At 43.8% G+C, this 20529-nt stretch carries 17 protein-coding genes and 1 pseudogene; 4 read left to right on the top strand and 14 right to left on the bottom strand.

All coding sequences use genetic code 11. From position 1 onward, the window contains the following. Positions 1-14 precede the first annotated feature (14 nt). Both F612_RS0109435 and F612_RS0109430 read right to left on the bottom strand, forming a co-directional pair. On the bottom strand, positions 15-305 hold the full coding sequence (locus F612_RS0109435) for a YkgJ family cysteine cluster protein (RefSeq protein WP_026329715.1): 291 nt from the start codon (positions 303-305) through the stop codon (positions 15-17). A 4-nt stretch (positions 306-309) separates the two neighbouring features. Then, positions 310-837: a hypothetical protein gene (locus F612_RS0109430; RefSeq protein ID WP_019557520.1), complete on the bottom strand. Its 528-nt coding sequence runs from the start codon at positions 835-837 to the stop codon at positions 310-312. A gap of 323 nt (positions 838-1160) precedes the next feature. Here F612_RS0109430 and F612_RS0109425 point away from each other — a divergent pair, with 323 nt between their 5' ends. Next, positions 1161-2357, top strand: a complete 1197-nt coding sequence (locus F612_RS0109425) for a methyl-accepting chemotaxis protein (protein ID WP_033394637.1) — start codon at positions 1161-1163, stop codon at positions 2355-2357. Positions 2358-2601: 244 nt separating this feature from the next. Here F612_RS0109425 and F612_RS0109420 read toward each other — a convergent pair whose 3' ends face one another. Continuing rightward, positions 2602-3495 carry a LysR family transcriptional regulator gene (locus tag F612_RS0109420; protein WP_019557518.1) on the bottom strand — a complete coding sequence of 298 codons (894 nt, stop codon included), beginning with the start codon at positions 3493-3495 and terminating at the stop codon, positions 2602-2604. Positions 3496-3615: 120 nt separating this feature from the next. Between F612_RS0109420 and metE the strand changes: the two genes are divergently transcribed. Beyond that, positions 3616-5955, top strand: coding sequence for a 5-methyltetrahydropteroyltriglutamate--homocysteine S-methyltransferase (gene metE / locus F612_RS0109415; RefSeq protein WP_019557517.1), 2340 nt, complete (start codon positions 3616-3618; stop codon positions 5953-5955). Between the two features lie 224 nt (positions 5956-6179). On the opposite strand, the pseudogene F612_RS12785 reads toward metE, so the two are convergent. The 3 genes and pseudogenes from F612_RS12785 to recG all read right to left on the bottom strand — a co-directional run. Then, a pseudogene (locus F612_RS12785) lies at positions 6180-6530 on the bottom strand (YhcH/YjgK/YiaL family protein); the annotation flags it as partial. 471 nt (positions 6531-7001) lie between these two features. Continuing rightward, entirely contained in the window at positions 7002-7607 is a 606-nt protein-coding gene (locus tag F612_RS12520) for a chorismate--pyruvate lyase family protein (RefSeq protein ID WP_019557514.1), read from the bottom strand. Between the two features lie 89 nt (positions 7608-7696). Next, positions 7697-9769 carry an ATP-dependent DNA helicase RecG gene (gene recG / locus F612_RS0109400; RefSeq protein ID WP_019557513.1) on the bottom strand — a complete coding sequence of 691 codons (2073 nt, stop codon included), beginning with the start codon at positions 9767-9769 and terminating at the stop codon, positions 7697-7699. A gap of 103 nt (positions 9770-9872) precedes the next feature. Here recG and F612_RS0109395 point away from each other — a divergent pair, with 103 nt between their 5' ends. Beyond that, the gene (locus F612_RS0109395; protein WP_019557512.1) at positions 9873-11222 is read left to right on the top strand and encodes a TIGR03862 family flavoprotein; all 1350 of its coding nucleotides are present in this window, start codon (positions 9873-9875) and stop codon (positions 11220-11222) included. Between the two features lie 134 nt (positions 11223-11356). Here F612_RS0109395 and F612_RS0109390 read toward each other — a convergent pair whose 3' ends face one another. Further along, positions 11357-11743, bottom strand: coding sequence for a RidA family protein (locus F612_RS0109390; RefSeq protein ID WP_019557511.1), 387 nt, complete (start codon positions 11741-11743; stop codon positions 11357-11359). A 186-nt stretch (positions 11744-11929) separates the two neighbouring features. On the opposite strand from F612_RS0109390, the gene F612_RS0109385 reads away from it, so the two are divergent. Then, positions 11930-12601, top strand: a complete 672-nt coding sequence (locus F612_RS0109385) for a rhodanese-like domain-containing protein (protein WP_019557510.1) — start codon at positions 11930-11932, stop codon at positions 12599-12601. A gap of 123 nt (positions 12602-12724) precedes the next feature. Here the strand turns inward: F612_RS0109385 and F612_RS0109380 are convergent, their stop codons facing one another. From F612_RS0109380 to gmk, 7 genes are all read right to left on the bottom strand, one after another. Continuing rightward, positions 12725-14866 carry a RelA/SpoT family protein gene (locus F612_RS0109380; RefSeq protein ID WP_019557509.1) on the bottom strand — a complete coding sequence of 714 codons (2142 nt, stop codon included), beginning with the start codon at positions 14864-14866 and terminating at the stop codon, positions 12725-12727. A 14-nt stretch (positions 14867-14880) separates the two neighbouring features. Then, the gene (rpoZ, locus tag F612_RS0109375) at positions 14881-15105 is read right to left on the bottom strand and encodes a DNA-directed RNA polymerase subunit omega (RefSeq protein WP_019557508.1); all 225 of its coding nucleotides are present in this window, start codon (positions 15103-15105) and stop codon (positions 14881-14883) included. An 86-nt stretch (positions 15106-15191) separates the two neighbouring features. Then, on the bottom strand, positions 15192-16427 hold the full coding sequence (locus F612_RS0109370; protein WP_019557507.1) for a 3-deoxy-D-manno-octulosonic acid transferase: 1236 nt from the start codon (positions 16425-16427) through the stop codon (positions 15192-15194). 70 nt (positions 16428-16497) lie between these two features. Next, a complete protein-coding gene (gene kdsB, locus F612_RS0109365) occupies positions 16498-17244 on the bottom strand; it encodes a 3-deoxy-manno-octulosonate cytidylyltransferase (RefSeq protein ID WP_019557506.1) in 747 nt (248 codons plus the stop codon). A gap of 171 nt (positions 17245-17415) precedes the next feature. Next, positions 17416-18501 (bottom strand): iron-containing alcohol dehydrogenase family protein, encoded by a 1086-nt coding sequence (locus F612_RS0109360; protein ID WP_019557505.1) that lies wholly within the window; start codon positions 18499-18501, stop codon positions 17416-17418. 18 nt (positions 18502-18519) lie between these two features. Next, positions 18520-19707: a DegT/DnrJ/EryC1/StrS family aminotransferase gene (locus F612_RS0109355; RefSeq protein WP_019557504.1), complete on the bottom strand. Its 1188-nt coding sequence runs from the start codon at positions 19705-19707 to the stop codon at positions 18520-18522. 53 nt (positions 19708-19760) lie between these two features. Beyond that, positions 19761-20372: a guanylate kinase gene (gene gmk / locus F612_RS0109350; RefSeq protein WP_019557503.1), complete on the bottom strand. Its 612-nt coding sequence runs from the start codon at positions 20370-20372 to the stop codon at positions 19761-19763. Positions 20373-20529: the final 157 nt, after the last annotated feature.

Here is a 20529-nt window from a genome sequence, read left to right as displayed (position 1 = left end):
AGAAGGCTGATCTTTTACAGGCAGGCCTTGCGTTCAGTACGACACTCAAATTCACCCATTGCAAATTCCCGGCAAATTAATGGACGATGTTCATAGATGCTACACATCATAGTGTCGCGGTCCAGTGCCGCACACCAACCATCATCCAAGCGAGCCATTACTCGGCTTCCCCATGAATCCTCTTCAATATAGCGTTCTGGAACGCCAGTATCGGTAATCAACATCACTTCTAGTCGACAACAACAGGCCTGACAGGTTGCGCAGGTCACTTCTGGTTCAAATAATAGAGTGTTTTTGACAGCCATTATTTTAAAATTCACCCATTTCTAATACGGTTTTCGCTAACACCACCGTCTTAACGCCATCATAATGCACGGCTTTAACCGTCACATAATATACGTTTCCCCTTCCCCCTGAGCAAGGCGGCATATAGGCGCCTGCTTTATCCCATTTAGGATTCCGGTGTGCTTCAAGCATCATAAAACCCGTCGGCAGTTCAACGCTATGCCCAGCAACCGCTGGAAGCTGTATGTTTGGAGCAGGGCTTGAAATTGCATAGGCCATACGACCATGTCCACCATGGTTCATGGGTTCATAACTACGATCACTGTATTCTAAAATCAATAAATTGGTTTGTTGTGGAATGCCAGTGATGTTTAGAGCGGGCGTCGCAGGTTGCTGGCCGCCAAATTTTAAGCACTGTTGTCCAGCCGGAATCCGCTTTCCATCCCAATGAGAATCGTTCAAGCTAGCAATGAAAGGGGTTTCAGCCATAGCGGATGGGGTTAATCCCACAAAGGTTAATAAAGAGAATAGAGTCGTTAAGTTATATTTCATCTTCCCTTCCTGTTTTTATGGTGAGTGACTAGGCCGTTTCAGGCTATTTGAAATGAATTGTACAGATTGGAAGATCGCTTGCAAAGGGATCATTTGTCGGCCTATAGGTGAATGAAGGTGTGTAAACGTGCCCATTAACGCATTTTTTATGCTGTCGGCCATGTCGTACCAAACCCATCATGGGCTTGTATTTGAATTTTGTGATCACTGTCTTGCAAGTTTGTTAACTTATTCATCCATGAATTAGGGGAGTTGGACAAAGAATTGCTATAGATAATTTATCACTCTATTCCATCCTACTAGAATAACAGGGCATCACACTTATGATTACATTCGACTTTAGCAAACCGAGCATATTGAGGAATATTTTTCTCGCATTTATGTCTTTTGGCTTTGTGATGGGGGTTTTGTTCCCGATTTTTGCGAACTTGTTTGTAGAGTGGAAAGACGGTATGTTGGTGTGGTTTGTCATCTCCTGTATCATCGCCGGGCTCACTATTGGGTTATTAAATTTCTGGTTACTGAATAAAATGTTATTACAACGATTGAAGCGTATTGGAGAAGTTGCGAATGCCATTAGTAATAACAATGTCTCTCACAAATGCATCTTGGAAAGTCATGATTTTATTGGTGATATGGCCACTAGCTTTAATTTAATGTCACAAAATTTACGCGCTATGATTAAACGTATTGCAGATGTGTCAAATGAATTGGGTCGTGCCTCTGCGGATATGGTGTCAGAGACACAGGCCGCACAAACCGGGATTGTACAACAGCAGCAGGATACGCAAAATGTGGTTATTGCTATGCAGAGTATGAATGACACGGTATTGGAAATGTCGCAACATACACAAGCCGCGCTTGACTCCGTGGCTGAAGCCAGTACGGCCACCACAAAAGGCACTCAGGTTGTAAACAGTGCAGTCTCCTCAATTGGTGAACTGGCAGAGCAGGTCAAGAATGCGGCAGTGGTCATTAAACGATTGGAAAAAGACAGCGAAACCATCGGTAATGTTCTGGAGGTGATTAAGGATATTGCCGAACAGACAAATTTATTAGCCTTAAACGCTGCGATTGAAGCCGCTCGTGCAGGTGAGCATGGCCGTGGTTTTGCCGTGGTAGCCGATGAAGTGCGCATTTTAGCAAGTCGCACGCAGGCATCTGCAAAAGAAATTGAAGTGACTATTGCCCATCTGCAAACGGCCTCAATTGAAGCGGTGGAAGTGATGAATCGTGGAAGCAAAAAGGCAAATGAAAGTGTTGACCAAGCCAGCGATGCAGGACGATCGCTACTTGCCATTGAATCTGCTATAAGCCATATTAATGAAATGAATACTCAGATTGCAACGGCGTCTGGACGTCAACGCGAACAGGCCGAAATGGTTAATCAAGATATAGGTCAAATCAGTGCGGTGGCGGAAAACGTTGCCAGTGGTGCAGCTAAAACCTATGCCTCAAGCTCTCAGGTGGGGCACTTATCAACGCAATTGGGTAAACTGATCGGTCAGTTTAAAACCTGAAGATATGCGACGAGTGTGGTTCAATTGAGTACGTTTTTAAAAGGGAGCCAAGGCTCCCTTTTTTATGCTCGTGTTTAAGTCTAAATTGACCCGTGTTTGTAGCTTGCAAATAAAAACCTTTTTCAAACTGACCAGGCCTGGTCAATTGAATAGACCTTCTACAAGCAATTCTTGTCCTTAAATATGCTGATTAAGTGCAATCAGAGTTCATATTCAGCTATTTTGAACGTCATTACGTCCAGCATCATTGCTGTGACATTTTGTTGGCAACCTGCTCAATAAAGTCTTGAATATAGGGTTGGTGCTGTTGTGTTTTTAACGTAGCAGCATGTAACGTTGACCAAATCCCATCTTTCCCCAGACTTTTGGTCGGCAAGTGAGAGAATTCAGGTTGGCTTTGAATAAGCCACTTTGGTAAAACAGATAGGCCTCGACCAGATTCAACCAGTTGTAACATCATTAAAGTGAGTTCAGAGTAACGAATAGTCTGTGGCTGAATTTGATGGGGGTGTAGAAATCGTTTAAAGACATCTAACTTTTGTTGTGAGACTGGGTAAGTAATCAGAGTTTGCGCAGAAAAATTCTCTGGCTCTAACCATTGTGAGTCTATTAACTCATGATTCATGGGTAATACGGCCACCAATTCATAGCTAAACAAAGGAGTGAATTGGAGTTCTTCATAGGCTTCTGGGTCAGAAGTGATCACTAAGTCAAGGCGTTGTGTGAGTAATTTTTTTAAGGGTTGTTCACCAAATGAGTTCAGAATATCCAAGTCGACATTAGGCCATTTTGCTTGGTAATTCCTGAGCATGGGCAGTAGCCATTCAAAACAGGTATGACAATCGACCCCGATAAATAAACGTCCTAGCTCGCCTTGAGATAAAGCCAATAAAGTTTGTTGGGTTTGTTGTAATTTAGGCAACACTTCCTGTGCCGTTTTAAGGAGTGTTTTCCCAGCGGAAGTGAATTGAATGGGGTTGGTTTTTCGCTCAAATAGCTTTAGATCCAGCGCATATTCCAGCTGTTTAATTTGATGCGATAAGGCTGATTGTGTCATAAAAAGACGATCTGCTGCGGCATTTACTGAATGGGTTTCAGCCAGGATAGAGATGGTGTGTAGATGCTTTATTTCAATCATATTATTTCAGGCCAATGTCTTAATATGAATTAAATTCATATTAAAGTGAGTTTTATTCGTTTGTTTTCAAGATGATGACATTCTATCATGCTTCTTGTGAAGAGATAAAAGGATAAAATCATGACAGCACATAATTTAGGTTACCCACGCATTGGCGATAAACGTCAATTAAAATTTACACTAGAGAGCTACTGGAAAGGCGAAAAAACAGTTGAAGAGCTAGAGGCCGTTGCTCGAGAAATTCGTTATCACAATTATCAAACTCAGATGAACGCGGGTATTCAACTCTTACCCGTGAATGACTTTGCTTATTACGACCAAGTGCTCAATATGAGTACCTTGCTCGGCGTTATTCCAAGTCGATTTCGCCAAAAAAGTTATAACATTGAGGTCGCATTTCGTATGGCAAGAGGTCGTGCGCCTTCCGATGATGGTCATGTGTGTTGTGCATCGCATGCATCGTCCAAATCAAAAGCCGGTTATGCAGGTGCAATGAAAAAATGGTTTGGCACCAACTACCATTACATCGTGCCAGAGTTTGAACAGGATACGGTTTTTAAATTAACGGATACACGCCTGTTTGATGAGGTAGATGAGGCATTACACATTGTAAATGATGGGCAAAATGTTCAGGTGAAGCCTGTTTTAATCGGGCCTGTCAGCTACCTGTTTTTAGCAGAAAATAAAGAAACAACTATTTCTAAACTGAGCCGTTTGCCTGAATTACTTGTTGTCTATCAGGAAATATTAGCACGTCTGGCAGAAAAGGGCATTGAGTGGGTACAGATTGATGAGCCTATTTTAAGCTTAGAACTTGAGCCTGAGTGGCAAGAAGCTTTTGTTCAAGCGTATGGTGTACTCGCCAAAGCAGAGGTTAAGTTATTGCTTGCCTCTTATTTTGAAACACTAGGCGAGCATGTCTCTCTCGTGAGTTGTTTGCCGGTAGATGGCATTCATATCGATGCCGTTTGGGGTAAAACTCAATTGGCAGAAATCGTGGATGCGATTCCAGCCGATAAAGTACTGTCCCTGGGGTTAGTGGATGGACGCAATATTTGGAAGTCCGACTTAAACCATGCGTTACAGAGTGCAAAAACAGCTAAGCAGAAGTTTCAAGATAATCTCTGGATTGCACCCAGTTGTTCTTTATTGCATGTACCCGTTGATCTCGATTCTGAAGAGGGATTGTCAAATGAACTGACAGGTTATTTAGCATTTGCTAAACAGAAACTTTCTGAAGTTACATTGCTTTCTCAAGCTCTGGCAGGCCACAATGTAGAGTCTCAACTATCCGAAAATGCCAAAATAATCGAAGCACGTGCTCACTCTAGTATGGTCAATAATGAGGCGGTACAAGAGAGGTTGGCCAAATTAGATTCCATCGCACTTAAGCGCCAAAATCCTTATACACAACGCGTTAAGGTACAAAAACCTAAATACAATTTACCTCTGTTTCCCACGACGACCATTGGTTCATTTCCGCAGACGGCCGAAATACGTCAGGCCAGACGGGCCTTTAAGTCAGAGCAGCTAACGGAAGCACAGTATGTTAAGCAGATGCAGGCTGAAATTAAAGATGTGGTCGATCGTCAAGAACGCATGAATATTGATGTGTTCGTGCACGGAGAACCAGAACGTAACGACATGGTGGAATATTTTGGCGAACAGCTAAGTGGCTATGCATTTACCCAATTTGGTTGGGTGCAGTCCTACGGATCGCGTTGTGTGAAACCGCCGATTATTTATGGTGACGTTTCTCGTGAATCGGCGATGACCGTCGCTTGGTCACGCTATGCACAAAGTCTGACCAATAAAGTTATGAAAGGCATGTTGACGGGTGCAGTGACAATGTTGCAGTGGTCATTTGTTCGTGATGATCAGCCTCGTGAAGTGACCTGTAATCAAATTGCTTTGGCTTTGCGCGATGAGGTTTTAGATTTGGAAGCAGCGGGCATCGAAATGATTCAGATTGATGAAGCGGCCTTACGTGAAGGCTTACCTTTGAAGCAGCGGGATTGGGATGACTATTTACGTTGGGCTGTGAATTCATTTAAATTAACGACCTCTGGGGTTAAAAACACGACGCAAATCCATACTCATATGTGTTATTCCGAGTTTAATGACATTATTCAAGCTGTCGCGGATATGGATGCAGATGTGATTACTATTGAAACCTCTAAATCACAAATGACCTTGTTAGATGCATTTGTCAATTTTCATTATCCAAATGAAATTGGACCGGGTGTTTATGACATACATTCACCGAATGTGCCTACGGTAGAAGAGATGGTCGTTCTGATTGAAAAAGCCGCTCAAAATATTCCCGTTGAACGGTTATGGGTAAATCCTGACTGTGGATTAAAAACGCGTGCTTGGAAAGAGACTGAACCAGCCTTAGAAAATATGGTCACTGCGGCCAAAATTCTTCGTGAACGTTTTACGTTAAACCCATCCGCTTAGTCTTCAATACTCAGCAATTACACATTACCTCTCTTATTATCTGCCCTCTCACGGGCGGATTTCATTGACGGCTCTACTTTCAAGAGCCGTTAACTCCACACATTCAGCTATGCCAGCACAAGCTTTTAATGGTCTTGTATAACGCGGTCTCATCTAACAAGCCTGTTTTGGCTGTGATGTATAAAGACTTAAATATGACGTCTCAATCATCGTTTGACGGTTGATTATTTTAGCAGTTCTAACTTTATTTTGATCACCACTTTTTTAACCTGTTCAGCTTGCTCGTTGACCATCAGAGTCGGCATGTGCGCATCCTCTGGGTAAAGTAGGATAAATGTTCCTGGAAAGAGATCCACCTTCACTGGACGAGGAGAGGTCGCTTGATAGAACACAACGTCTTTTTTGGAATCATAGGGCGTTTCAACCTCCAATCCCTTTCGGGATGCGCATTCGAATCGTTCCGCACCTACGAGTACCGCTTGAATGTCTACATATTTTTGGTGAGATTCAAGGATGGCGGTCTCTGGGGCCTGAGTTTCATAGCTCATGACCATGGCAAAGATGTCATCGCCTTGTAGGGTGTATTTCTTCTCTTACGATTCCGGCGTTAAGGTGGCCAAAAATTCGAAAGCCGTTTTCCATGCTGAGCCAAGTGGGTAAAGCGGCCAGTTTTCTAATGTATCGATAATCATAATCTACATCCATTGAGGTTCTTCTGAAAATACGAGCCCTAAACACAATTGTTAAGAGGCTTCGAGAAAGGCTTAAATGAATTTAGCTTAAAACCCCAATATATTGCACTTAGGTTTATTTTAATGACTAAATGTGGTATGGTGTCTCTTATTCCCTTTAGGGAATAAGAGACACCATCCTCTAGTTGCTTTCTTACTAAAATTTATTAGGTTTTGTCTTAATCTTTTTAGAAAAACTAAATTCATTCGCTTCATTATTCGTATCCTTTTAGATGATAGGTTTATGGATCTTATAAACTTAATTATAACATATTTTACGACATAACTTGTTGAATAATAAGGTTTTATTTGTATTTATTGACCTGTTAATCTGGGTAGAAACACCTCAGTGAGTAATAAAGGTGCCTCTTTTTGGGTGAAGATCGAACGCCTAGCATAGCCTTTGGCTTGGCTCTGTTCTGCCTCAAGTTGCTCACTTAAATAAGGCCAACTGCTTAAGGTTTGGCGAGTGAACTCGAAAGGGGTACGTTGAATGCTTGGTAACTCAAACAATACTTCACCCAGTGGTTTATTGCCGAGTTTTTGTAAGGCACTCCACGGGCTTTCAGGCGTCAGATTTGGTATGACGGTTCTAGCATAGACCCAGTTTTGATTCGCACACTGCAACAAAACACACCTTACCCAGGCCTGGTCATTTGGTTGCAAACCCAAAGCGGTGGTTTCATCCAATAGTGGGCGCTCAGTTTGTTCAGAGAGCACGAGAACTTGCAGGGTTGGACAGTGTTGGCGAAGCCGTTGGGTGAGCGACACTTTGGTGTTTAACCAGGATTGAATCGTAGACGAGCTCGTGACACGCTGAATCAAACGAGCGGGTTTCCAAAATGAGGGACAACCCCTAACCGTGTGGGTTTTCTTGTCTTGAATTAAGGCTTTGATTTTAGCGAGTCGTTCGTTTGGCATTTAAGGTGCTCTTTAACTGAAAGTGAGGTATTCATTGCAATGTGTACTGGCATAAAAATTTGAGTCATGACTTATCCTGCGCTGTGGGGTTAAGCATGCTGGTAATCAATTTTATGCCCGACCCAGCGCATTTGTAAGCCTTCAACCAGCTGTGGATAATTGTGTACTAAAATATTGGCCCACTCTTTTGCGACTGGAATCCAGGCGCTGTCGCGTTTTAAATCGGCGATTCTAAATTGTAAACCACCTGTCTGTTTGGTACCGAGAATTTCACCGGGTCCACGAATTCTTAAATCCTCTTCGGCGATTCTAAAGCCATCGGTGGTTTCACGCATAATATTTAAGCGGGCTTTGCCGGTTTCCGACAAGGGCGGTTGATAGAGCAAGACACAATGGCTCTGTTTATCGCCACGGCCAACGCGTCCTCGTAACTGATGCAGTTGTGCAAGGCCTAAACGTTCGGCATTTTCAATAATCATTAGGCTCGAGTTTGGTACATTCACCCCAACCTCGATCACGGTCGTTGCGACCAGTAGATCGAGTTGATGGGTTTTAAAGGCATTCATTACTAAGGCTTTTTGCTCGCCTTTTAAGCGACCGTGAATCAGGCCGACCCGTAAATCTGGCCACTGTTCGCTAAATTGATTGGCCGTGACTTCGGCGGCTTGGGCGTGTAATAATTCCGACTCTTCAATCAGCGGACAGACCCAGTAGGCCTGGATGCCTTGTTTACACTTGGCGTACAGATGTTGCATGACTTCAAAACGTTTTTCATTGCTTAATACGGCGGTTTCGATGGGTTTACGCCCTGGTGGCAGTTCATCAATCACTGAAAGGTCTAAATCGCCATAAGCGGTCATTGCCAGCGTACGAGGGATGGGGGTTGCCGTCATAATCAGCTGATGGGTATGCACATCTTGTTGATTGTTCTTTTCATGCAAAGAGAGGCGTTGGTGCACCCCAAAACGGTGTTGCTCATCAATGACCACCAAACCGAGTTTGTGGAAGGTCACGGCCTCTTGAAACAGTGCATGCGTGCCGATAATGACTTGCGCTGTGCCAGTTTCTATCTGTGCCAGCATGAAGCGTTTTTCAGCCGCTTTCATGCGGCCATTTAGGAATGCGGTGGGAATATTTAAAGGGTCTAACCATTCACTAAAGGCTTGGCGGTGTTGCTCTGCCAAAATCTCAGTCGGCGCCATGACTGCGACTTGATAACCTGCTTCGGCGGCCTGAATGGCCGCCAGTGCGGCAATTACTGTTTTACCGGAACCAACATCGCCTTGGACTAACCGTTGCATCGGATGTGGTTGTTTCAAGTCGTGTTGAATCTCTTGCAAGACCCGTTGCTGTGCATTTGTAAGCTGAAACGGTAAGTTTTTGAGGAGTCTTTGACAGGCCTGACTGATTGGAAAAGCGGGCGCATTACGCGCTTGTTCATGCTCACGCATCATCTGCATGGTGGCTTGTTGATTAATCAATTCCTCGATAATCAGGCGTTGTTGTGCCGGATGTGCGAACTGTTTTATTTTCTGTAAATCGTCGGTAGCTAACGGTTGATGTAAGGTGAGTAAAGCATCATTGAGCAGTGGCAGTTGTAAGCTGTCTAACAGATCATTCGGTAATAACTCGGCAAGTGGGTACTGCTTGAGCAGCACAATCGCTTGTTTAATCAGTTTTAGAATGGAAGCCTGTCCCAAACCTTCTGTGGTTGGGTAAATCGGGGTAAGACTGTCCTCTAATGCAGAGGGCGCATTAGGCGTGATAAACTCGTAAGTTGGATGCACCATCTCCAAACCCGTTGGGCCTGAGCGTACTTCGCCAAATACGCGTATGGTTTTGCCGCGGGAAAATTGTTGGGCTTGGCTATGATGAAAATGGAAAAAACGCAGGGTTAAAATAGTGCCTGAAGGTGACTGGATTTTAACCAGTAGACTGCTGCGGCGACCCTGACTCAGGGTTTGCGCAAAAACGTCACCTTCTATCAAGACTTCCGTGCCGATAATGACGCTCTCTAAATCGGTCAAGCGAGTTTTGTCCTGATAGCGCAACGGCAGATGAAACAACAAATCCTGGACGACAAAAAGCCCCAATTTATGGAGCTTTTCAACTTGTTTTGGGCCAACGCCTTTTAAAGCGGTGAGTTGCTGCTGTGCCAACATAGCATACGACTTGTACGGAAAGATTAAATTTTAGCAAAGCTGAAGCAGAGTTGCTTAAAAATAGCGTGCATGCATTGCACGTTATTGAGTGAAAGGCTTTAATATGTGCCTTATCTTTATAGTAAATTATTCCAATTCGATTCTGCCGTTAGATTCAATTCACAAGGATGAGCTTATTTTGTCGACCACTCTGCCTAAGAGATTACCAAAAATTGCCATTATTGGTGCGGGGCCAGCAGGCCTGATGGCGGCACAAATCTTAGCGGAAGCAGGTTATGCGCCTATAGTCTTTGATGCAATGCCCTCTGCGGCCAGGAAGTTTTTGCAAGCGGGACGTGGCGGTTTGAATCTGACGCATGGCGAGGATTTTGAACTGTTTAAAACTCGCTACTTTGAAGCTCAAAATTTATTAACACCGGCCTTAGAAAAGTTTACCCCGACAGATTTGCGTGCTTGGGCGGCAAGCTTTGGTTTTGAAACCTTTGTCGGCTCCTCAGGCAAGGTCTACCCTTTAGATAAAAAAGCCGCCCCTCTGTTAAGAGCTTGGTTACATCAGCTTAAAAGCCAGCATACAGTGTTTCACATGAAACATCGTTGGATTGGCTGGCCGCGGTCTCAAACCTCGGCAGAGGGGCAATGGAAAGAGTGGCTTTTTGATACGCCTGATGGCGTAAAAGTATTTGAATTTGATGCTGTGATTCTGGCGTTAGGGGGTGCATCTTGGCCACATTTAGGGTCGACCGGACGTTGGATAACACCCCTGTCTGAAAAGGGGATTAGCATTACCCCATTACAGCCAGCCAATATGGGGTTTGATCTGTTTTGGAGTGAGGTTTTTAAAATGAAGTTTGCTGGCACGCCTTTAAAAAATGTCCAGTTGAGTTTCACGACCGAGCAGGGTGAAACTCTTAGTCAGTTGGGTGAGCTGATGATCACTGAAAAGGGCGTAGAGGGTAGTCTGATCTACACCTTCTCAAAATTGCTCAGAGAGCAGTTAGCTCTTCATGCTCCTTTGACGATTCATTTGGATCTGTTTCCGCATCGCGCTCTGTCGCATTTGTCCGAACAGTTGAGTATGCCGCAAGGTAAGCAGAGCTTAAGCTCTTTTTGGAAACGATTAGGGCTGACAGGTGTAAAGGCTTCATTATTAAGAGACGTGCTGAATAAGACCGAATTAAACCAACCAGGCCTGGTGGCTTCGACCTTGAAGTCTTTGCCACTCAACCTTATTGCTATGCGGCCGATTGAAGAGGCGATTAGTAGCGCGGGTGGCGTGGGTTTTGCAAACCTAGACGAGCATTTGATGTTAAAAGCGATGCCTGGGATATTTTGTGCTGGAGAGATGCTTGATTGGGAAGCGCCGACGGGCGGTTATCTACTGACGGGAGTGATGGCGCAAGGTAGGCAAGCTGCAGAAGGGGTGCTGACCTTTATCCAAGCTCGCGATTTGTAACGGTTAAGTCGTCTCTTGAATCCTCTTCTGAGTCATGCGTGTTATGTTCTGTAAACACTCCAAAAAAGCCCTCGAATTTGAGGGCTTTTTAATTTGACCAGGCCTGGTCAAACCTTTGGTCTCCAGTCACGATTCTAATAAGATGATAAGACCATGACACCATCCATTTCGACATCAGTATCTTTAGGCAATTGCTTAACGGCAACGGCGGCACGTGCAGGGTAAGGTTCTTCAAAATACAATGCCATAATCTCATTAACGCTTGCAAAGTGACTCATATCGGTTAAGAAAATATTTAATTTAACGATATCTTGTAAAGAGCCACCAGCCGCTTCACACACCGCCGTTAGATTTTTGAAAACTTGATGAATACGCTCAGAAATGTCCCCTTCTTTCAGTTCCATCGTTTCTGGAATCAGTGCAATTTGACCCGATAGATACACAGTATTGGCTACTCGTACGGCTTGCGAGTAAGTCCCTATCGCTTGGGGTGCATTTGGAGTTGAGATGATCTCTTTCATATTGATTCTCTTTTTATGAATTAAAATGTCCGTAAATTCTATCAAAATTATCGAACTGAAGTAGGGTTTGCATGGGGGCAGACACAATAAAATTTTACTAAGAGATTCGCCAAGAATCGCTTATAGTACATCTACTTATAAACAGCCGTTTTTAGAGTAATCATTCACATTAGAGTGGGAATCAGTATGGTTTATCGTCAATTTTGGCTTGGATTTAGTCTCTTTTGGTTAGTGTTTACGCCATTATTAGCTGAGGAGCCTGACGGCTCGGCTACCGTGGGCGAAGTCTTGCTCACGAAGGGTGTAAAATCCGTGAATATCACGTTAAATGGCGAATCTTTCACGATTCAGCGTAATCAAACGCCAGGCAATACCATCACCGATCTCTACAGCAGCACGACGGTTGGCTCTCTTCAGCCGATGAGCTTGGCACCCGGCATTGAAACCATTGGAGAGTTGGAACTCATTGATTATCTGCAAAAGGCTCAAAAAAACTCGAATATCATGTTGGTCGATACCCGCACTCCATTTTGGTTTGCGCGGATGCGAATTCCGGGCAGTATCAATGTGCCGTATAGTTTGTTTAAAGGGGAACTTAATGCTGATGAAACGGTCGAAAAATTCTTTAATGTTAAGGTGGATGATAAAGGTCAATTAGACTTCAGCCAAGCCAAAACCATTATCGGTTATTGCAATGGTTATTTTTGTGGACAAACGCCAAGTATGTTTACAAGAGAAGCTTTTTCGCTGTTAAAAATAGGTTATCCCCCTGAAAAATTAAAATATTATCGAGGGGGTATGCAGGCTTGGACATCTTTAGGGTTAACAGTCGTCGGTGATGAGGTGCTGAGTCAATAGATTTCAAGCATTAGGGGCCCCGATGTTTTTGAACAAGGCCTACTCTGCTAGACTTTAAACGAGATTTGAATAGTCGGTTTTCAGTAAACGGTCAAATGACCAGGCCTGGTTAAAAGCTTGTTTTTACAGGCGTTGAATCTTTTCCACAATCGGTAAACGTTTTAAGTGGCGCATTATCTTGGCCAAATGTATGCGGTCGCGAACGTTAATGACAAAGTGCATCAAACTATAGGACTCATCTTTGTCTTCAGAACTGACGCGCTCGATATCCGTGTTGGTTTTGGCAATTTCACTGGCAATTTTAGCCAGAGTGCCACGCTCGTTTTTTGCTTCCAGTTGAATATCCACTAAATAGGTGCCAGTCGCGTGGTCATCCCAATGTACATCCAGGTATTTTTCGGGATTATTTTTCAGATTTTTAACGTTGTGACAACTGTTTCTGTGAATCACTAGTCCTTTCTCTGTACTGATAAACCCGACAATTTGATCGCCCGGTATTGGATGGCAGCAGTTGGCAAAATGAAGCACCATGCCTTCCGTCCCTGAAATAGGTAGGCCTGCCTCTAACCCAAGGTTCTTCGGTGCAATCCTATCATCCGTGCCCAATACGACATCATGAATCTGTTTGGCAACCAAAGGCGACATGCGATTCCCAGAACCCAAATCCTCTAATAGTTGCTCCCAACTTGACAGTTTAAGCACTTCAATCAGCTCGTCGCGAATCTCCTCCGTCAAGCCTTCATAGGACATGTTAAATTTTCGCAAAGATTTTGCGAGCATTTTGTGACCCAGACTCATGGCATCACCTACACGCTGATTTTTCATAAAATGGCGGATTTGCGAACGGGCTTTTGCGGTACTGACAAAATTGAGCCAAGCCGGATTTGGCTGAGCATCTTTGCTTTTAATGATGTGGATAGTTTTACCACTTTGGAGTGGAGTGCGTAATGGCACCAACTTTTTATCAATTCGGCAACCGACGGTGGCATGACCGATATCGGTGTGCACTGCATAGGCAAAATCGACGGGTGTTGAGCCTGTCGGCAGTGTGATGATATCGCCTTTTGGAGTGAATACATAGATAACATCTGGGAACAGGTCAATTTTGACATTCTCTAAGAAGTCGAGCGAGTTACCAGCACTTTGCTGAATCTCAAGCAGGTTTTTGACCCACTCCTGGGCACGTGCATCCACCTGTGAGGTGCCTTTTTTTGTCTGCGAGTCATCTTGTTTATACTGCCAATGGGCTGCAATCCCGTGCTCAGAGACTTCATTCATGATTTTATCACGTATCTGGACCTCTAAATGCACACCATAAGGGCCAAACAATGAGGTATGCAGGGACTGATAGCCATTGCCTTTTGGGATGGCAATATAGTCTTTAAAACGTTGAGGCAGTGGTTTGTATAGAGAGTGAACAGAGCCTAAAGTACGGTAACATTCGTCTACCGTATCGACAACGATTCGAAATGCAAAGATATCCAATATATCGGCAAAGCTCTGGCGCTTATTCTGCATTTTTTTGTAAAGACTATAGAGATGTTTTTCGCGACCACATACCGTGCCAGAAATATGCTCTTGATTGAGTCGATTCTGGATGGTGTCGGTGATTTGTTCAATAACTTCTTTACGATTACCACGCGCTTTCTTGACAGCACTTTCTAATACTGCAAAGCGGTAAGGGTACATCGCTTTAAAGCCGAGGTCTTCCAGTTCCAAACGTATCGCATTGATTCCTAAGCGACCTGCAATGGGTGCAAAGATGTCTAAGGTTTCGCGGGCTATTCGGCGTTGTTTATCCGGACGCATCACACCCAAAGTACGCATATTATGCAGACGATCGGCCAGTTTAATCAGAATGACACGTATATCTCGAGCCATCGCTAAAATCATTTTACGAAAGTTTTCAGCTTGTGCTTCTTGCGGGTTATCAAACTCAAGTTTACCTAATTTCGTCACACCGTCGACAATCTCAGCCACATTTTCGCCAAAACGATCCGTTATATCTTGTTTCGAGTAAGGGGTGTCTTCAATAACATCATGGAGGATGGCGGCAATCAAACTTTCTTGGTCGAGTTGAATATCTGCAAGGATTTCAGCGACCGCAATTGGGTGCCAAATATAGGCTTCACCCGATTTACGGGATTGACCTTCATGCGCCAAATCTCCAAAATCATAAGCTACTTGAATACCCGCAACTTGTTCTGCGGTTAAATATTTCGAGGCTTTCTCAAGTAGACCGTTTATCGAGTTTGGAGTGGGCATAGGAGGAGTGGTTTTTAGCTGAAAAATGGAGGAGTATTTGGATCAGCCAAAACAACATCCGCATCAATCGTGCCGGCGGCAAGTTCGCGCAATGCGACAACGGTTGGCTTATCATTGTCCCAATCAACAGTTGGCTCTGCACCATTTGCAATTTGACGTGCACGTTTAGCACTTAAAATAACAAGTTCAAAACGGTTTTCTACTTGATCTAAACAATCTTCTACTGTGACACGTGCCATATCGAGTTTCCACTTAAATTTAAAGGTAAAGAGTTATTTTACACGAAATTACGCTTGGGTTTCAAACTCTTCTGCAGAATAACATCTTATTGTGTGTTATTAGTACCACCAAGTAGTACTTTTAAGTAGTTTTCTAGGATACCCTTTTGAGATTGGATTGCAAGCAAAGCTTGTTGGCCGAGTTGTAGACGTAGGTTTTCATCATCTATTAACGCTAACATTGTGGTGTCTAACGTCCCTAAATTATCGCACTGCAAAAGGCCTTGATATTTTAAAAGCAGAGCGGTTTCATCTTCAAAATCAGACATATCTGGTCCTGTCAAAATGGCTTGCTGGTAACGGGCTGGTTCGAGGACATTATGCCCTCCTTTGGGTGCGAAGCTACCCCCCATAATGACGAGTTTAGCATGCTCGAACAGAGGCATGAGTTGGCCTAGACGATCATCTAAAAACAGTTTACTCTCAGAGTCTGGTGATTGGCCCTTGCTTGCGACCTTGACCGATTTAGAAAGGGTGAGGAGCTGTTTTTGAATCGAAGCACTGCGTTTAGGGTGACGCGGCACAATCACTAAAAGTTCAGGTCTGTTGTGTTTGAGCCAGGCCTGGCTAATACTGAGTTCTTCAGCCGCATGGCTAGAGGCTAGCAAAATATAGTCGCGATTAATTGGATTTGGATAATGGGTAATCGTTTCTTGATTCGCGTATTTTAAATTGCCGATGGCGATAACGGTTTCAGGATCCGTGCCCAAGCTTATGAAACGATCCGCTTCAGTTTGCGAGCGTGCAAGTACTCGGGTGACAAGTTGTAAGCTTTGTTTATAAGCCTCTTTAAGCCAAGAAGGTGCATTGAGTGTTTTATGGGATATCCGTGCATTGATGATGGTAACTGGAATCTGCTCTTGCTGACAAAGCCGATAGAGGTTAGGCCAAATTTCAGTTTCTAAAATCCAGCACTCTGAAGGTTGGCAGGCCTTAAAAAAGCGACGGATTGCAAAAGGCCAATCGACCGGCAGATAACGATGCTCTACGGAGTGTGAAAAAACCGTTTCAACAATGGCTTTTCCACTTGGGGTATTGGTCGTTATCAATACGTCAAATTGAGGCTGTATAGCGCGGATAAGTGATTCTGCGGCCTTGACTTCACCGACGGATGCACAGTGCAACCATATACGTTTTGAACCCGATTTTGAGAGTGGCGGATAAGAGAGGCCTAGACGTTGCAAGAAAAAATCAGCACCGGTTTTGCGCTTAATCGCTTCTACCATGATTAACACGACAATGAGAGGGCTTAGCAGTCTAATTAACAGTTGATATAAAGTCATAGAGATCTCATAAAATAGACGTTTAAAACGACCAGGCCTGGTCATTTTTAAGCGTTTTAAACAGTTACAATTAATGCCCTGTTTGCAATAAAGCTTCCATCATAGCGATGTCTCCGGGGAGATCGACTTCTGGTGAATCCCATTTACTTTCAACCACTTTAATTTTATGACCGTATTCTAAAGCACGCAGTTGTTCCAGTTTTTCAATCTCTTCTAACTTACCCATTGGTAAGGCATTAAAGGTATCAACAAAGCCCTTGGTATAAGCGTAAATGCCTAAATGTTTAAAGCTATCATGCTCCCAATAATCACGGCCATGTGGAATGGTGGCACGTGAAAAATACAGTGCGAAACCATTAACATCCATCACCATTTTGACATCTTTTGGATTGGTTATTTCCGCTTCATTGACGATTTTAAAAGACAAAGTACTCATCTCGAAACTACCATCATAATCATCCGCCATAAAGGGTGAAATGACATCTTCAATCGACTCAGGATGTACCAATGGTTGGTCGCCTTGCACATTGACAATCAAATCATCCTCTTTCAAACCTAATGCATTGGCGGCGGATGCGATACGGTCTGTGCCCGAAGCGGCCTCAATAGGCGTCATGATCACCTTGCCACCAAAGGCCTCGACGACATTTTTAATGCGATCATCATCGGTTGCAATATAAACCCCCGCTAACCCTTGAGCTTTAGAGATGCGTTCATACACATGTTGAATCATCGGCTTGCCATCAATCAATTTAAGCGGTTTTCCCGGTAAACGCGAAGAGCCATAACGAGCAGGGATAAAGACATAAGTATTCATAAGGATCTCTTTAGATTAGGAGATGGGTTCAAGGAGGTTTTAATTAGGCAAGAATATGAATGGTTTTGGCAAACTAGTTTAGATACTTAGCAAGGCAGGGCAAAGGGAGTTGAGTATCGCTCAATGACCGAAAGCCCTAACGAAGCTAGGCGCTAAAAGAGGCAATCAAAACTACATTCTCTCGTAAAGTGAACGTAACAATTCTGGCGTTACTTTCTCTTTCCAGTTTGGACCGTAGACATTGTCCCACAGCGGCGCTAAACCAGAAGCCGTACGAATCATCTTATCCATATCAGCTTCAGAAAGGTCTTTGGTGACGCCTTTTGGCAGCACAATGTTGTGTTTTTTCATCATCTCACGGAAGACTTTAACGCCTTCTGGATAAAAATCTTCTAAGACATCAAACGCGATACAGTTACCAATCCCGTGGTGATAACCCATTACATACGACAAACCGTAAGAGAGTGCGTGACACGCGCCAACCTGGCTATAAGCGATACTTTGGCCACCCATGTAGGATGCCATCATCAATTTCTCGTCAGAATCAGGGTGATCTTGCAAAAAGACTTGGCTACAAAGGTCTAAAGATTTTTCACCAAAAGCACGCGCAAATTCATTGATGTAAGTACCATTTAGCGCTTCAATATTGTGAATATAGCAATCCATTCCGGTATAGAACCACTGGTTCGCAGGCACGCCTTGAATCAAATCGGGATCCATAATAATTTGGTCGTAAACGGTGTAATCTGAGTTCATGCCTAATTTTTTATCAGGCCCCGTTAATACGGTAGTACGTGACGCTTCAGCTCCCGTGCCAGAGATGGTTGGAATGCCAACATGGTGAACCGCTGGATTTTTGATCAGATCCCAACCCTGATAAGAGGCTGAGCCACCTTCATTGGTCAGCATTAAGGCTACAGCCTTACCTAAATCTAATGCTGAACCACCGCCTAATCCAACGACACTCACAGGATTGCGGCCGTTGTTGTTTTCAGCCGCAAACGTCTGAACTTCAGCTGTTAAGGCATCGACGTAAGTGGTTTTAGGCTCGTCCGTGACGTCTAACCAAATCACCATATCTTTATCGGTGGCTGGAATGCGTTCTGCTAACGGCTTGTCTTTATGAACTTCATCAACCAAAAAGACCACGAAATCGCCGACTTTCTGACGCTCATCCGCGAGGACATCATCTAGTTGATCAAATGAACCACGACCAAAAATCATTTTAGGGACAGTTTTAAAATTACGAAACTTCATTGAATATAATCCTTGGTCTTATTGGTTAAAAACAGTTGCGAAAGCATCAATACGCGATTGAATGTCTTCTTCTGTCCATGACAGTTGAATCAGCATTGAAACGGTACGACTGATGATGGCATCCGATTTTGGCGTTTTAATTTGGGTGTAATCCGGGCGATCTGCAATCAGCTCAATGGGTAGTTTAGCAGATGCGGTCATATTATGAATATGGGTCCAGTTCTTTAGGTAATGCCAGTTATTAGCGTACCAATAAAATACCGCCGGCACTTTTTGCTCTGCTAGGCCAGCGACCACTTCACGAGCGCGGGTTTCTGTCGGCAGGAAGATGCTTAAGAAACCAGCATTATCGCCTGCTTCATCCGGTAGTTCACGGAAAGTCACTTCTGGATACTGCTTTAAAGCATCTTTGAGGACTTTTTTGTTTTTACGTTGCGTCTCTAAGATACGCGGTAATTTACGCCATTGCGCCACACCAACCGCCGCGTTCATCTCTGAAATACGAAAGTTGTTACCCATAATAGGGTGGCTTTCTGCGCCACGATCCATCCCCATATGGTCATGACCGTGATCGGCAAACATGTGCGCATTTTTATAGATATTAGAGTCATTGGTCAGTACTGCGCCGCCCTCTCCACAAGAGATGGTTTTAACGGAGTCAAAAGAGAAGGTGCCGACCTGGCCGATAGTGCCTAATGCCTTGCCCTTATAACTTGCGCCAGTGGCCTGGCAAGCATCTTCAAGTAAGACTAGGTTATGTTTGTCGCAAATCGCTTTGATTTCATCCATCTTGCCCATCGAACCACACATATGCACAAAGTTAATCGCTTTAGTGCGCGGCGTAATGACGGCTTCAATACCTTCTGGTGATAAGGTTAGGGTTTCATCAATTTCGGCAAAAATAGGTATTGCGCCAGCAAATACAAGCGCTTCTACACTCGCCACAAAGGTAAATGGAGGCACTATGACTTCATCACCTGCCCCTATACCCGCCGCCATTAAGGCTGTGGTTAAGGCTGTGGTGCCACTGGAAACTAAATGGGCGTGTTTAACATCTAAAGTTTCGCAAATCATGCCTTCTAGTTCACGTGCTTTCCAGACGTCATTACGCATGCCGTCAAAGTTGTAGCGAAAGGTAAAACCTTTGTCCATGACTTCATTAATTTGTTCTTTTTCAGATTCATCAAAAATCTCAAAACCAGGCATTCGTCGCTCCTAAAATTCAATATGCGAAATATGTGTGTGCTGTTTATACTGACTTAATCAAGCATGGCTTGAATTAAGTTGTTATGGGCTTCTACTTGTTTGGTTTGCGCCAGTCGGCCAGAACTAAAAATACTGTGCAACTCTTTTAAGGCGATATCAAAATTATTGTTAATGACAATGTAATCAAATTCATCGTAATGAGAGATTTCGCTGACGGCTTCTGCCATGCGGCGTTCTATGACCTCGTTACTATCGGTTCCACGTCCTGTTAAGCGTTTTTTTAGCTCTTTTAAAGACGGCGGTAAAATAAAGATAGCAATGGCATTCGGCATCAGTGCTCTAACTTGCTGCGCGCCTTGCCAGTCAATTTCTAGAATGACATCTTTACCTGAATTAAGCTGGTTCTCAACACTGCTTTGCGAAGTCCCGTAAAAGTTATCAAAAACCTGAGCATGTTCTAAAAAATCACCCTCGGCTATTTTCTCTTGAAACTCTTCAAGATTCAAAAAATGGTAGTTAACGCCATTTTCTTCGCCAGGGCGTTTATCGCGAGTGGTGCTTGAAACGGAGACTATAATACGGCTGTCTAATTCAATTAACTTGCCGACTAATGAGGTTTTACCGGCACCAGAAGGGGCTGAAACAATATAAAGTGAACCGCGCATACTACTACTCCAAGTGACTGGCTTTTTGCTAGTGGCCTATTTTAACAGAGAATTTATGCATGGGGGAAGCTATGAAAGGGACTCTTGCAATGGTCGTGAATAAAGTCTCTTTATAGTGTGTTTTTAACGGGGGAGGGACGGTTCGCTTAAATGGTCC

The sequence above is a fragment of the Thiomicrorhabdus arctica DSM 13458 genome (assembly GCF_000381085.1).
Taxonomy (GTDB): domain Bacteria; phylum Pseudomonadota; class Gammaproteobacteria; order Thiomicrospirales; family Thiomicrospiraceae; genus Thiomicrorhabdus; species Thiomicrorhabdus arctica.
The sequence above is the reverse complement of the archived record's forward strand: the minus strand, read 5'-3'. Positions and strand labels throughout refer to the sequence as shown.

Excerpts from the sequence above, each read along its gene's own strand:
- F612_RS0109435 (WP_026329715.1), bottom strand. The coding sequence starts at position 305 with ATGGCTGTCAAAAACACTCTATTATTTGAACCAGAAGTGACCTGCGCA.
- F612_RS0109430 (WP_019557520.1), bottom strand. The coding sequence starts at position 837 with ATGAAATATAACTTAACGACTCTATTCTCTTTATTAACCTTTGTGGGA.
- F612_RS0109425 (WP_033394637.1), top strand. The coding sequence starts at position 1,161 with ATGATTACATTCGACTTTAGCAAACCGAGCATATTGAGGAATATTTTT.
- F612_RS0109420 (WP_019557518.1), bottom strand. The coding sequence starts at position 3,495 with ATGATTGAAATAAAGCATCTACACACCATCTCTATCCTGGCTGAAACC.
- metE (WP_019557517.1), top strand. The coding sequence starts at position 3,616 with ATGACAGCACATAATTTAGGTTACCCACGCATTGGCGATAAACGTCAA.
- F612_RS12520 (WP_019557514.1), bottom strand. The coding sequence starts at position 7,607 with ATGCCAAACGAACGACTCGCTAAAATCAAAGCCTTAATTCAAGACAAG.
- recG (WP_019557513.1), bottom strand. The coding sequence starts at position 9,769 with ATGTTGGCACAGCAGCAACTCACCGCTTTAAAAGGCGTTGGCCCAAAA.
- F612_RS0109395 (WP_019557512.1), top strand. The coding sequence starts at position 9,873 with ATGTGCCTTATCTTTATAGTAAATTATTCCAATTCGATTCTGCCGTTA.
- F612_RS0109390 (WP_019557511.1), bottom strand. The coding sequence starts at position 11,743 with ATGAAAGAGATCATCTCAACTCCAAATGCACCCCAAGCGATAGGGACT.
- F612_RS0109385 (WP_019557510.1), top strand. The coding sequence starts at position 11,930 with ATGGTTTATCGTCAATTTTGGCTTGGATTTAGTCTCTTTTGGTTAGTG.
- F612_RS0109380 (WP_019557509.1), bottom strand. The coding sequence starts at position 14,866 with ATGCCCACTCCAAACTCGATAAACGGTCTACTTGAGAAAGCCTCGAAA.
- rpoZ (WP_019557508.1), bottom strand. The coding sequence starts at position 15,105 with ATGGCACGTGTCACAGTAGAAGATTGTTTAGATCAAGTAGAAAACCGT.
- F612_RS0109370 (WP_019557507.1), bottom strand. The coding sequence starts at position 16,427 with ATGACTTTATATCAACTGTTAATTAGACTGCTAAGCCCTCTCATTGTC.
- kdsB (WP_019557506.1), bottom strand. The coding sequence starts at position 17,244 with ATGAATACTTATGTCTTTATCCCTGCTCGTTATGGCTCTTCGCGTTTA.
- F612_RS0109360 (WP_019557505.1), bottom strand. The coding sequence starts at position 18,501 with ATGAAGTTTCGTAATTTTAAAACTGTCCCTAAAATGATTTTTGGTCGT.
- F612_RS0109355 (WP_019557504.1), bottom strand. The coding sequence starts at position 19,707 with ATGCCTGGTTTTGAGATTTTTGATGAATCTGAAAAAGAACAAATTAAT.
- gmk (WP_019557503.1), bottom strand. The coding sequence starts at position 20,372 with ATGCGCGGTTCACTTTATATTGTTTCAGCCCCTTCTGGTGCCGGTAAA.